At 36.9% G+C, this 14,882-nt stretch carries 5 protein-coding genes and 1 pseudogene; 2 read left to right on the top strand and 4 right to left on the bottom strand.

Going from position 1 to position 14,882, the window contains the following annotated elements:
• A pseudogene (locus AVL50_RS18030) lies at positions 1-239 on the bottom strand (helix-turn-helix domain-containing protein); the annotation flags it as partial.
• Between the two features lie 421 nt (positions 240-660).
• On the opposite strand from AVL50_RS18030, the gene AVL50_RS18020 reads away from it, so the two are divergent.
• Positions 661-864: a hypothetical protein gene (locus AVL50_RS18020; protein ID WP_062617885.1), complete on the top strand. Its 204-nt coding sequence runs from the start codon at positions 661-663 to the stop codon at positions 862-864.
• Positions 865-1,347: 483 nt separating this feature from the next.
• Here the strand turns inward: AVL50_RS18020 and AVL50_RS18015 are convergent, their stop codons facing one another.
• The 3 genes from AVL50_RS18015 to AVL50_RS33725 all read right to left on the bottom strand — a co-directional run bounded on the left by AVL50_RS18015 (position 1,348) and on the right by AVL50_RS33725 (position 12,925).
• Positions 1,348-7,281, bottom strand: a complete 5,934-nt coding sequence (locus tag AVL50_RS18015) for a starch-binding protein (protein WP_062617884.1) — start codon at positions 7,279-7,281, stop codon at positions 1,348-1,350.
• A 718-nt stretch (positions 7,282-7,999) separates the two neighbouring features.
• On the bottom strand, positions 8,000-12,214 hold the full coding sequence (locus tag AVL50_RS18005; protein ID WP_157491405.1) for a hypothetical protein: 4,215 nt from the start codon (positions 12,212-12,214) through the stop codon (positions 8,000-8,002).
• A 579-nt stretch (positions 12,215-12,793) separates the two neighbouring features.
• Positions 12,794-12,925 carry a hypothetical protein gene (locus tag AVL50_RS33725; protein ID WP_256366130.1) on the bottom strand — a complete coding sequence of 44 codons (132 nt, stop codon included), beginning with the start codon at positions 12,923-12,925 and terminating at the stop codon, positions 12,794-12,796.
• A gap of 320 nt (positions 12,926-13,245) precedes the next feature.
• Between AVL50_RS33725 and AVL50_RS18000 the strand changes: the two genes are divergently transcribed.
• Entirely contained in the window at positions 13,246-14,742 is a 1,497-nt protein-coding gene (locus AVL50_RS18000; RefSeq protein WP_062617881.1) for an ATP-binding protein, read from the top strand.
• Positions 14,743-14,882: the final 140 nt, after the last annotated feature.

Raw genomic sequence — 14,882 nt, 5'->3', positions numbered from 1 at the left:
TCTAACAGTTCTTGTTCAGGTGTTTTCTTCTTCATGGTACTGACTTTATGGTTCCAGTCAAAGTTACCATATTTTTGTAACCAAACCTTTACTGTTCTATCTCCCTGTATTCCATATTTACGTGTAGCTCCTTTTAAACTTAATTGACCACTTTCAACTTCTGAGACAATTTGAAGTTTTAAGGACATTGAATAATCCTTCTGAGTTCTTTTAACATATTGACTTTTATTGTCTTCCATAATAACGATTGTTTTAGTGTATCGTTATTTTAGGACTTTACAATCCTTCAAAAATAAAGACGTAACTAAAGCGACTACATAAAAAACATTTGCAAGTATAAAATCCTCTTCTGTTTTTATAATAAACAACCTACTAAATTCAATTCCACTAACCATAATACTCAAATGAAATAAGAATGCTAAAATTGCGACTACCAATAGAATAATAAAGTATTTCATAAATATTTGTTACAAGTCTAGATAGAATATTTTCTATTGAAAATCTCTATCGCAAATGTTAAGCCGTAGGTTTCAATTGTATCTAATAATGGTAAAATTCTCAGATCTTTAAAAGATAAAACATAAGGTGCATCATAAAGTAATATATCTTAATCTAACCTCTAAATACCGTTATTCTTAAAGATGTTTTTTATCTTTGGCCATGAAAAATACAAAAAAGACATTTATCGAAAAAGATAGTCCGAGGTCTTTGAAAAAGATGGAACTAAAAAGATTACATAAAAAATTAAAAATGGATCTTAAGTTTGACCCCGACAATAGAAAACTAAAAAAAGAATATGAAAGGGTGAATAATCTTTTGAAGCCTAAACCAAAATCGAAGAGAAAAGATCTACCAAAAAAATAAAGTGACTGTAGTAAGTGAAAACTTGACTTACTCACATTACAAGATTGAGGAGTTTACACAAAAGACTTATAATTCCTTTTTTTTATAATAAATCAAAGACTCACTATCCAATTAGTGGACCTACCTCAACTGGCACAAGTGTTAAGCCGTAGGCGTCACTTGTGTCTAAAAATCGGAAAAGTCTCCAGACTTCCGATTCAACAATAAAAATGTTTGTTTTCTTGAGCTGTCACAATTGGTTTCATATTTAGAATGTTTTTGAAAATGATTTTTATTGGTACACAAAAATAGGATTGAAATATTTATTTAGGTTTCTATTTTTTTGTCTATCGGAAGTCTGGAGACTTCTTCAATTGTAAGACACAAGTGACGTCTACGACTTAACACTTGCGCCAGTAAAGTTAGTGATACACTCCTTTTTTTATTACAAATCAAAAAGCACATAGCATTTCTACTATGTGCTTCAAAAGGAATTATAAGTCTTTATTTACGAATAAACTTCTTTGTGATGACCTGATCTTTCACTTCAATTCTGATTAAATGTAAACCAGATGAAAAACCTTGGGTATCCAATTTCAGTTGTTTATTTGAAACATTAAACTGATGCCTTTCTGATGAAATAATTTTACCATTGAGATCGAAAACCATGATCATAGCCTCTAATGCATTTTGAGCATTTAAATCGATCGTCAATTGTTGTGTTACTTCTGTAGGATAGACATTCACTTGTAATTCTTCTTCAAGGTCAAATCCCAACCGAGTTGCACTTTGCTCAGGATTGGAGTTGTACCAAACACCATCTTTGTACCATCCCTCATTTGTTCTAGATAAATCCGCTGTTTGTGCTCCGCTACCATTATGGAATAGTAAATTGGAAGAAGTGGCACCTTCAATCGTGAACTTATACCAACCGTTTCCTTCATCTATCATATTCTCTCCAGGCCATGCTGAAGATGCCCCGTTGGAAGCATTCCAATAGTGAATTTTTGTGCTATTTCCCCATGAACTTTTGAAGTGCACCGTCAAACCTGTTGGGTCGATTGGCTTTTGGTCGTACCACTGTCCATCTCTGTACCAACCAGTTGCGTTTCTTGTCAAATCGGGAGATTGATAACCTGCATTATTATGGAATAATAGGTTGATAGAAGATACGCTTGATGGGAACTCGAAAGACCACCATCCATCTGCTCCTTCTGTCATCGATACACCCGGCCAAGTTGTACTAGTGATGCTTCCTGCTGGCACCGCACTCCAATAGTGAATCAAAGGATTATTTACACCTTGGAAGTAGACTGTAAAACCGCCTGTTGCTTCTGTTACTTCATATGTTGTGGTTTGAGTTGCTGACGTATTTCCTGATGCATCTACGGCAAAGGCTGAAACTACGTGAGTACCAACGGTGTTTAATGTAACCGATACGCTACCTACTCCTGATGGAGATAATGTGGTAGGTGTAGTACCATCTACAGTATAATAAATGGTTGGAGCAATTCCTGAGTTATCAGAAGCAGTTAGAGTTACGGTACCTGATCCACTAAATGTAGAGGAGGGCGTCATTCCCAATGTTGGATCTGTCTCATCCACTCCTGTATTGATTTCTACCCATTGTCCATTTTCATAGCCTTTACCTTCATTGCCACAAGTGCTCATGTCACCTGTTTGACCACCTCCACTGTTTGAGAAGATGACATTGGCACAAGTACCACCTGTTACTTCATATTTCATCCATCCGCTTCCAATCTCTGGAGCAGAAACCATGGCAACTCCTGGCCATGCCACTGGATTTTCTTCTACCACAGTACCATTTTGAGCCACTTCCCAATAATACACATGAGAATACCCTTTGGCATAAATCGTAAATGATTGTACTGGATTGAATGTGTAAGTGGCTGTTTTTACTAGAGAAGCACCTTCTCCATTGTATGCGATTGCTTTTAATGTGACCGTTTCTCCTTCTACTCCTTGAACAGGAATACTGCTTGTATAAGGTGTAGAGGTTTGAGTTGGCTCCGTTCCATCCAAAGTATAGTAAAGAACACCATCATGTGTGGCACTTAACGACACATTTACACTTCCACTAGAGAAATTACCTCCATTTGGAGAAATCATCACTTCAGGCTTTTGAGGACCTGGGCAATTTCCAGGACAAGTATCTGTCCATTGACCGTCTTTGTACCAACCTGTTCTTTCTCTTGAAAGGTCATCTGATTGTGCTCCACCGTTGTCATTAAATACAATTCCTGTACTTAAAGCTGTCACTGAAGCTTCATACCAACCATTACCGATATCAGTCATTTGAACACCCGGCCAAACCGTATCATCAGTAATACCAACTGGTTCTGCATCATAGTGGTGCATATTCGCTGAACCCCAATCCGATGGCTTGTAGAAATAAACTGTTATTGGGTCAATTTGACCAATAGAATAAGTCTTCGTTGCTGATCCTGTACGTCCTTCGGCATTGACGCCTACCGCTTTTACAGTTGCTGATTCAGTTAGGGTGAAAGGTCCAACATAAGCCGTCCAATTCATATAATCTGCTGGATCTGCATTCTCATCCAAAGTGTAGTAAATACTAGGATTTGGATCGTCAGCATCTACTGCTGAGATAGAAACTGTAATGCTGTTTTCGTCATATCTTGTATCAGGAGAGATCGTTAGCACTGGTCTAGAAACGAAAGTATAGTTTTTACTGTATAATAATACGATACCTTCGCTGTCTGCATTAAATGAAACCTGACCACCTGCTACTACCTGCATAGCTCCTGTGTAATGATCTACAATTGTATCGCCTTCTTCATAATATTCAGAAACATTGAAAGTCACATTGCCTTGAGCACCTACAGCTACAATAACACGGTCTGCAATTTCCAATTCTTGATTATTATAATCACGAACAAAAGTATACGGTGCATCTCCAATTTTTTGGTGAGAACCTGCTCCCACTGCTGGGTGATCTCTACGGAAAGTACCCAACTTCTTCCACACCTCATGTTGGCTTGTATTGAAGTTACCCCAGTTCATATCAGAACGTGTATTTTGCTCGGCATCACTCCAGTTTCCTTCAGGACGACCTGTTTCATCGCCATAGAAAATTTGAATACCACCTGGTAATAATAAGAAACCTGGTGCGGCAGACTGTAAGCTATTTCTGTCAAATAATGGCACTACATCATGAGATGATAAGTAACTTAATGAGTTCCAAGTTGGATCATCGTTGATAGTTGCATATTCAGAATATAGTGATTCCAATGAAGAAGCATCACGTGATGAAACTCTCGCGTCATTTTTCAGGTTGAAGTTGATCACAGAGTTGAATTGACCGTCTGTATGGTATTCCGATTTGTTTTTACCGTGACCCCATACTTCAGCCGTCATCCAGAACTCTAGATCATCCATTTTCTTTTCAGGATTTTCCGCTTTCCAATCTTTTAAAGCTTGAATGGCATATTGCTTCAATCTAGACCAACGGTCCATTTCAACGTGCTTGGCCGTATCAATTCTGAATCCATCAATACCGTATTTTCTTACCCAATCTGTCAACCAGAAAATCATATAGTTGGAAACTACTCTTGGAAGTCCTGTTGCATTAAAGAACGCATCTAATTCCGCTTTTTTCTGATCAAATTTTCCTTCTTGTGTCCACTTTGTCACTAAAATTGGTGGAATACCCACTGTTCCTACATCTTCTGTTTTCAAGTCTGGTAAGAAACCAACACAGTTATCAATTCCACCTCCTGAAGAACAACCATCATAACCGTCAATATCAGGGTGACGCATCCAATCTGGACCCCAATAGTTTGAAATCCAAGTTCCTCCGCTATTGTAATCTACAAATTTCTCGTGGTAAGAATGCCATGATTCTCCACCTGCAGGTTGCCAAGATCTCCAAGCAGGATCCACAGAACCGTAGTTGTATTGTTCCATATCTTGCATGGTCACGTAACCTGTATGGTTCATCACCACATCCACAACGACACGGATTCCTCGGCTGTGCGCTTCGTCTACAAACTCTTGGAAATCTGCTTCTGTACCCATGTTCTGATCAATTTCAGTCCAGTCCATGGCATAGTAACCGTGGTAACCGTAGTGACGGAATGAACCATCAGAACTACCGCCAACCCATCCGTGCATTTGCTCTACTGGAGAAGTAATCCAGATGGCATTGACACCGATTGACTCAAAATAACCTTCACGCAATTTGGCTGTCATACCTTTCAAATCTCCACCATGGAATTCACCCGCTGAAGAATCATCCGTATAGTCTTGGCCATTACCGTTTTTACCTCTGTTATAAGAATTATTATTCGATGCATCTCCATCATAGAAACGGTCAGTCATTGTAAAGTAGACCGTTGCGTTATCCCAAGTAAATTTCGATTTCTTTGCTGGAATTGGAGTAATTTGATCATCATCATCATTCAATGTATAAGTAGCAGAAACTTCTGCCGATGAAGTACCATTCAATACAGCAATTGCTTTCACGGTTGTAGTAGCTGTAATAGTCAAGGCTCCTTGATAAACCGATGAAGAAGTAGAAGGCGTAGCACCGTCTAATGTATAGTAAAGTGTTGCATTCGGTGTACCCGAAAGTGTTACCGCTATTTGATTATCAAAATTGGTAGACTGAGGTGAAATACTTGCTGTCACTTCCACAGGATCCACATCTGGACAATCCACTGTACAATTCGATGAAACTGTACCTTGATCGTACCATCCTGTACCTGAAATTGTAATATCATCATCTTGATTTCCATTGAAATCATGGAAGACAAAACTAGCTTCTTGAACACCAGGTAACGTAACTTTGTACCAATCTTGTGTATCCGCTACTTTTTCCATGACAACACCCGGCCATTCTGTATCAGCACTAACACCTGCTGGCACTGCATTCCAATGGTGCGCATAAAGTGTTCCCCAGCCTGCAGGTTTTCTAACATAAACCTCCATTTCTGGCAAAGGCTCTCCTATATAATATTTTTGCTCAGCAAAACCTGTTTTTCCACCACTATCCACAGCAATTGCTTTTACAGTAGCTGTTGAAGATAAAGTGAAAGCACCAGTATATTGAGTAGAAGAAGTAGTAGGTGTTGTTCCATCTGTTGTATAATAAATTGGCAGATTAATATCCTGATCATCCACTGCTGAAAGCGTTACTTGTACTGGAGTGTCTGATTGTAAAATGGAAGGATCGATGCTTACTAACGGTGCTTCATTTACACCCTCACCTTTATCCCAGATAGAATAATTCAATCCATCAGCTTGCAATACCCAGCCGTTTCCACCTGGAGACCAAGAAGTATTACCAATACGTACCGCTACTTTATTATCAATAATCGCCGCATACCCGTTTCCATCCGATTGTTGGATGCTTACCGTACTGTTATTGTAAATTCCATTTGCTTTACGCAATGCCACCATCTTCGCAATCTCATCATAAATTCCATAATCAAATAAGTGAGAGTAGAATACCATTGGAGAACCTGCGTGCGTTAGGATATACGCATACCCTTGAAGAATTTGAGAATTTGAACTTGGATCATTCGGGAAAGCCGAACCTGGGTGATCCCCTTGGCGAACTGGTTCTGTATCATGATTCTCAAGGAAAGTCACTGAGTTTTGAGGCCAAACCCCTGCCACACCTGGCATCTTACCACCATTGTTCAATGCACCATAATTGCCATTTACAGCCTCATGTAATGCAAATTTCAAAGGAAAATCAAAAGCTGTAGAAGTACCTTGCGTTCCATCCATCCAATTGATGATCGCCTGCGTATCGCCTGTCCAGTTTTCACCAATAGAGATATAAGGATTCGTGGCGTTATTGTACTCCGCAAAGAATCCTGCTCCAAAACCATGAACAAAATCGTATCTCCAACCTGCATAACCAATATCAGATCTCAGCCAGTTCATCCAATCTTTGATGGCTTGTCTAGTCTCGAAATCATTGTGGTTGATGTCTCTGGCCGCACTATAAGGCGTACCTGTATCAAAGTCACCACAACCCTGACCTGGAAATTGCTGATTCACCTCATCATCAGAAGTAATTGCATTACAGCCTAATGTAGGTTCACAGAAATCTGCCCAATCTGTACAACCTACTCTGTGGTTGATCACAATATCAGCAATAGATACGATGCCTTTACTGTTGAGGTGAGCAATTAAGTCGATTAATTCTTGTTGAGTACCATAGTTGGAATTAAGGTCATACCATTTACGCGGTAAATAACCTGCTCTATCCGCCGCATCAGAAGAAGGAGGCAACCATACCCCGTCAATTTCTGCCGCTTGAATAGCGTTTACTTTGTTGTTTAAGTTGATCCACCAATCTTTAGAACTAGCATCAGCGGATTCCCAGTGGAAACCTTGAAGGTAAACTTCTTTACCATCGGCCTGTTGGGAGTAGAGACTCGACATAGGTATGACAAGGCAACCTATCAATAAGAGCCATTGAGAGAGCATTAGTTTCATAATCATTTCATACAAAAATTGTGTACAGTATTGTAATGACGCCGGTCAATCATTACACTCATTTTGTGCTAAAGTAGATAGTGTATGCTTCTCAATCGCACCGTTGAATTATTTTAGGGTTTCAAGAATCAAAAGCACGTGCCATTATACAGATTGGCACTTGATAAAAACAGTGTTTAAAGGGCTTTTAGAGGCTTTATTATTTAGTAATGCAGAATAAAGGGGAGTTGTATTTTTTTGATTTCTGATAGTTTATGCTTTCCAATTTGATTGGTGTAGAGTGACTTGGTGAAGAGGCATTTTTTAAATTGAGACGTTTTTGGGGGAGAAATCTTCATAATGTTCTAACTATACAAAAATATGCCTTGCTATTGGTAGTATATAATTACACAATAAGGTGTCGTGTTGTGGAAGAGTTAAGTGGTCCGTATTGCGGTGCGGTGAACGTTGCTGTGCAACATCTCTACATTTATCGAATATATAAATTAAAAAAGGTAGCGCATGTAGAGCCACAATGCTTTGTGGCTCCCGCACCACCTGACGTACCACTACAAAAACCATTTTATGCTCCACAAAACGAACCATTTTCTTACATCTTACTTCTAACCTATCCATACACTACTCACCGTACGGAGTTCAGTGTACAGGCAATAAATTAAAATGATCACTCGACTAAAACTTTCATTGTCATATTATGATTGGTGATAAATGAGGTGGCAAAACATGTTCCTATGGTATTATTTACCTCAGATATAAATGTCCAATTATTATCATTGATTCCTTTAATAAATAAGCCTGATGCCCTTAATTCATTTTGTATCATATGTTGAATATTTTCTAACGTAGCAATATTGCTTTTAATCTTTGTTACTACTTCTTCGATTTTATCTAAAAAAGTACTATCATCAATCCAATCTTTGACTACATCAGGTAAAATTGAAAGATCTGGTACAATAGGAAAGCCTTCAATCATATCCACACTATTACTCATGAGTCCCGTCACATCAGAAATAGTATTGATAATTTCTGACAAATCTCCTGATATAAAAATCACTTCATAATAAGTTGAATTTAACTCCTCTATAAAATCAATTTCTTGATCAATATTGAAATCATTCCATTGACTATCACCTCCAGCAATATTATTTAATCTTAAAGCAATTGTAATACCTGCCATGTTAAAGGTTCTTTTTTTTGCTACTCCTTTTGATGTCAACTTGATATTACCAGTTATATTTAACATACCTCCATATTGTACATGTTTTTCAATGGACGAAAACAGGTCCATCAAATCTCCAAATTGAAGTAAATCATCTAGTATTACAGACTTAATATGTCCAACTAAAGATACAGGAGGCGTGTAATGAATACTATTTGTCTTTATTTCCAAGTTATCTTCCAATACTATTTCATCAACAGTTGGACTTGAAGGTGTTGTTTTACCTGGAGTTGGAGGGGGATCTTGAATAGTTGATGTTTGGGGAACCGGTGTGCCTGTACTATTTGCTATGGCTTTATTACGAGGATTTAATGATCCATCTTGTTTGGGTTTCATTTCTTTAATTTTATTGATCGCTCCTCCTTTTTCAGTTGGCGTAGAAGGGGCTGGAGCAATATTATTTCCCATGGCAGTATTGACCATACCTGCCACTTGTTTTCCCAATTCTACAGCCGCATTCAATGCATTTGCCGCCGCTTCCCCTGATAAATTTCCTGCTAATTGAGCCGTATTGTTGGCTAGGTTGGCTAAATCACCCAAGGCTCCCATAAATTGATCTGTTTTCGACATATCTCTAAACATCGAACCATTTTGCACTGCTCCCAGGGCAGTATCCAAAGAAGTACCAGGCATTTGATTAGGTGAAATTTGATTTAAAACACTTACAGGTACGTTAGGTTGCAGTTGGTCGCTCACAGGTTTGCTATAATCGTAATTGGCATTCAATGTCCCTATTTGAGGTGCTGCATTTGGAATTGGAGAATCTTGCCAATTATAAAATCTACTGATATCTATATATTCAGAAGCATTTGAAACCCCTAAAATAGCTTCTGCAAACACGCCTGATGTAGGAAGGAAAACAGTCCCTTTCACTGAAGTTTTCTTTACTTCTTCTTCATATACTTTTAATTCTTTAAGATACGCATTAACGACATCTTTTATATCCGAATTTTTGGTTGGCAAGAAAAAGAACCTTCCATTGAAAGTGATGTTTGAAATTTTTGGCTGGCCTATTGGATCATCATTTGTTTCATTGTTATCTTGACCTTCTGTTGAATGAAGTTCATAGGTCAAAATCAGGTGTTTTAATTCATTTTTGGCGGTCTCTCCTTGAATTGCTTTTGAAAAACTTGTGGTTACTCCTTTGATTGTAATTTTAGTAGTAACCTCTCCTACAAATTCAAATTTCTTATTCTCATTTGGTAAATTAGAGATCGTAACATCATATTCAAAAGTAGGTTTATTGTTGGATACATTTGTGTTTAAAATTCCAACTCTATTCTCTGTCACAAGATGGTAATGTGTATACTTTCTCCCTTTTTTCAATACCTCTTTTTTTACACCATAACCCACTAGAGGCACTTTTAGTTCGGTATCTGTTGAAGAGTGCTGTGCAATGAAAGTAAACTTATCTCCTACTGAATACAATTGGGTCAAGTTGGGTTCCTTCAACTTAAAAATCATCAAATTTTCTACGATACCAAGTGGATTGGGATCAATAATGCTTGTCAAAGGAATTGTAGATTGATTGCCATCCAAAACAAGTTGCTCAATAATATCAATCACTTGTTCTTTTTCCATATAGGTAAGAAGGTATTTCGTAAACCCATATTTATTCGTTCTAAAATACGCCTCCAGCTCATCAATTTCATTTCTAGGATTAATATCAGAAACGTCTTGTAATTGCTTGTTGATATGGTCTGTAACATTAAAAACAACCTCATCATACCCATTATGAAGGTTAGCAAAGGATAAGCTATCACTATATGTTTGAGAAACTACTTCTTGATTACCTGATGTATCTTCTAGCGTATAATCCAAGTTTATTGTAAAATCGATTTCCTCATCAGGGTTTACCAAACGGTAGTTATCATCATCAACCATGTGCTTTAAATTAGTACGTTTGTGGCCTATTCCTAAATCATTGTCCTCCATTTCAATTTCAAGAACTTTAGGCGTCAAATTACTATTTTCTAAATAGCGTATCAGTTGTTTTTTAAGTTCTTTTTTAAATCTGGACTTTAATGATACTGTGACATTCTCTCCTATTTTAAAGGAATCTTTTCTATCAAAACCATTAAATGTTTTGGTAAGGTTTTCGAATAGTTCATAATCGATATAATTAGAAGAACCATTTAATTTAAAGTTCATGCATTCATCCATATCTCCCTTCGTTACTTTTAAGGTGACAGGAGGTTTTGCGTCATCTAATGCTACTCTTACACCATTACCAAAGAAACAGCTTGTTACAATTTTTACTTTAGTAATTCGTACATCATCAGAAATTGTAAAGTCACCATTTTCCGCTTTAAAATCACTAATTAAAGCGTTATATCTATGATATTTAGCACGGGTTACTGATGCTCTCACTCCTTCTTTTAGAGTGGGCCAGTACTTTTTTATAAGCTCGATATCAAAATCTAGAGGCTCAAAAGGCAGATATAAAACCGGGGTTAACCCATCACAATAGGTATTTATTTCGTATTTCTGAAGTACTTCAAAATACTGAATAGTCAATGCGTGACTGTGATTATAATTGGTCACATTGCGAGTATAAGTCTTTTGCGATCCAGACTGTTCATCTTCTACAACCACCGTAGACATTAACGATCTTATGTTCGATGAATTTTGAATCGTTGAATCAGAAATATCTTGCATGACCTCTCCACTCACAGACCTTTCGCCTGTTGTTTCAGATTTTAAAATACCTTGGACTGAACTTTTTGAGCGGACAAAACTAGCCCCTGTAGAACCCGCCATTGCATTTAGACCTGCTCCAGCCACTTCCATAGGTATGCCTGTAACCGCAGTCAAATCTGCTTTGGCAGAAGCCCCTGACGACCTTCCTCCCCCAAATCCTAAAGTCAATCCAAACCCAGAAGTTTTGGTTGTTGCATCAATTTCAGTTTCTCCATGGAGATGTTCCTGCGCTGTGCTTTTTACAACTTCATTCAATGCTCTATGTTGTAAAAATTCACTATTCAGTCGTTCCGAAGCCTCACTATCTTCCTGTCTAGCACTACTTTGCCTTGTATTCCATTCTATAAATGCAATATTCCTAGACTCTCCTGGAGCAAGTGCTAAACTATGCAAAACTTCACCTAAATGTGTACCCGCATTGATCCACCTTTGTTTGAATGCTGCTAAGTAGCCAAAGTTGTACTTAAAATTTGTACGGCAAAATATTTCTTTAAGTTCCTTAGCACTCCCTTTTTCAAATAAATAAGCATCAGTAAGCACAGTCCCCTTCAGTTCCTGTCCGTTTTCTCTTACATAATTACTAAACCTTGCTGTGGTGTGCGTACTCCCGATAAGCTGAGGGATTAAAGCTTTTGGAGCTGATGGTCTTTCTTTAAAATGTTGATCAATTTCATCTTGAATTAAAGTTTTAGCTTCTACAAATGGTTTAAAAATAGCAAGCTCTTCTACTGTTTTTACGCCGAAGTATTCTAAAAAAATGGTATTCGTTTGAATATCAACAGCGTTTAATACAATCACCTCTTCTTCGTTTATAGTGGAAATTTCACCACTTTCATACATTTGAAGAGTATCACTGTCCACATAACTACCCAATGACAATTGGGAAAGATTGTTATTGGTTCCAAAACCAACAAGCATTTCAGCATGTCTACAAGGTGCAAATTCTGCGAGATCTCGCACGGAAAAAATTTTTAGCCTGTTTAGGTGTTGTACTTGGTCTATAGAAGACAATGATCGTAGAATAGAGATTGAAGCGAATTCAATTTTCATAGCAGTTTATTAAGAGTTTAATTAGTTATTGTTTTGTCCTAATCTACTACAAATTCTTTGGAAGTTCTTATCCTTTCCCCTTTTAATTTTATTTAGTTATTCACTTAACAAGTACATTATAAATTAAATTACCGTAAACTTTCAATCAATTATTCTACAGGCTTTTATGTCCTAATTTCAAGCTTCCTTCTTCTTCATTTTTCTATTGATGAAAAACGAAGCAAAAAATCTAGGCTTAGAAGTCAAAAGCTAAATTTCATTCCACTCGCCTAAATGATTTCAAACTCGCTTTGCTCAAATTTTTAACGGCTCAATTCATGAAATTCTTAACGCTTTTCCCTTCAAGGCCAGGATACTTGAATATTTTGAATGAGGGAAAAATGGTCCGTGTTTTGTTTCGGTAGACGTTGCAGTGCAACATCCCTACAAGGCTTTCAATTTATCGAATATGTAAATTGAAAGAATATCATTCTGTAGAGCCACAATGCCTTATGGCTCAAGAAACACTACATGAATCAGAACAAAATAACGTGCACCATGACTGAATTCATGGGCAATTGATATTGACTCCACCAACACTAAAGTATTGTCTTCGTTATCTGCCTTCAAGACTCTAATCATGATAAGTTTGGCTATTACCTGCCTATAGTTTTAACTATGGTGTACAAAACATCCACTTCCAATAAAAAAAGGGAGTACAAATAACAAAGTACAAGGGTTAGGTTTTGGAGGAACAAGAATCAAATTAAATGGATTAGGTTAAAACAAGATTAAAGGTTTATAAATTTCTATTGTCTAAAAACTTTAATATGTTTGTAATACATAAAATCAGTTATTAAATACACTTTTCCAGCAAATTAACTAACTACAAAACTTCAATCTAAATAGTAAATAAGATGATTTAGTGATTTTTTGATGAGCCTGGAAATAAACTAATTAAAATGCAAACCATTAATACACAACCCGAAGAAATAACTACAGAGGATTTATCAGAAGCTTTAAAAGCTTGTGTTGATGTCCTAAGTATGCACATTCGATACATCATTGATCAATATTCTGAAAAGAAAGAGGCAAATGATCGAGACGTGCAATTTGCTACACCAGATATTGATCATTTTGAAGCCATTACCCATCAATTTCCGGGTAGTTATTTATTTCAGCTTGATAAAAAACTCAACCTCAATAAAAATGACCTTACATTACTGATATTTGCTTATGCTTGGGAATATAAACACGAAATATTCACCCCATTTTTTGTTTCATCAGACGATATCAACCTCATCAATGACTTTCCAGGTGGTTTAGATCAAGAAAAGAAAAGGTTCACTCCTTTTTTTAGGGCATTTTTAAATCTTTACTTCCCAGAAGCTACGGAGCAAATGTTCTTATATTTCACAAGTGAAGATCACCCTTTTATCAAAAATGATGTTATTTCATTTGAATACCTTTTCTCAAAGGATAAGATTTATGGGAAGATGTCTTCTGTGGTTAAGATAACAGAACATTTTGTTGTGTTTTTACATGGTGGTAAATATCCTCCTTTGGATAGTGAAATTGGCTTTCCTGCAAAATTAGCAACTTCTTCCATGGAATTTGATGAAGTGGTACTCACCAACGGTACAAAAGAAAGTTTAGATCCCTTTATTACTTGGTTGAGAATTCAAGATAAGGTAAAAGGGCAAAAAGAACAGCCGTTTTATAAGAAAATCAAGACCAATAAAATGTATGTTTTTGCAGGCCCTCCTGGTACTGGTAAAACACTTACGGCTACAACGCTTGGTAAAAGATATGGTTTATCTACCTACACTTTAGATATTTCAAGGGTTGTTTCTAAATATATTGGTGAATTTGAGAAAGCCATGGAGAGAGTTTTTCAAAAACTTGATGGACAAGACACCATTTTATTTATTGATGAAGCTGATGCACTGTTCACCAAAAGAAGTGAGAACATCAATGACGCTAAGGATAAATACTCAAATCAAGAAATGTCTTACCTTCTACAAAGGGTAGAGCGTTTTGATGGAATAGTTATTCTTGCTACTAACGTTAGGGATATCCGTACACACTTTGACAAGGCGATGCTACGAAGAATTTCCGAAATTATTGAATTTGGTTTTCCTCTTCAATCAGAAAGACTACAGCTTTGGTCAAATGCAATCACTCCTCCTTTCAATTTCAAAGAAGGTATTCTTGAGAAACTAGCAGAAGAATTTCAGGTTACGGGTGCTAACATCGCTTCCGCAATGTCCAATGTTATTATTGAGTGTATTGATAAAGACATTTATGAAATAGATCAACCTCTAATTGAAAAGCATTTACAAAAAGAATATTTCAAACGAGATTCGAAATTTGGTATTTGTAGAGATTCAGCCCCTGCAGGAATTCTAATGGAACAACGCTTAGGTAGAACGGCTGTACATACAGGAAGTCGAATGTAATATTCCAAAAATGATATAAGAGCAGGGAACACCGAAGTCATTGATGATAAAAATTCCTCACCTGGAATAGCTGAACTTCTATCTACATTGGTAGAGGTCGGTTGGCTTAATTTCAATAAACCACCTGAGGATAAAAAAAT

Origin of the sequence: Flammeovirga sp. SJP92, assembly GCF_001583495.1 — a bacterium.
In the GTDB taxonomy this organism is placed as follows: domain Bacteria; phylum Bacteroidota; class Bacteroidia; order Cytophagales; family Flammeovirgaceae; genus Flammeovirga.
This window is presented reverse-complemented; position numbering and strand designations above follow the sequence as displayed.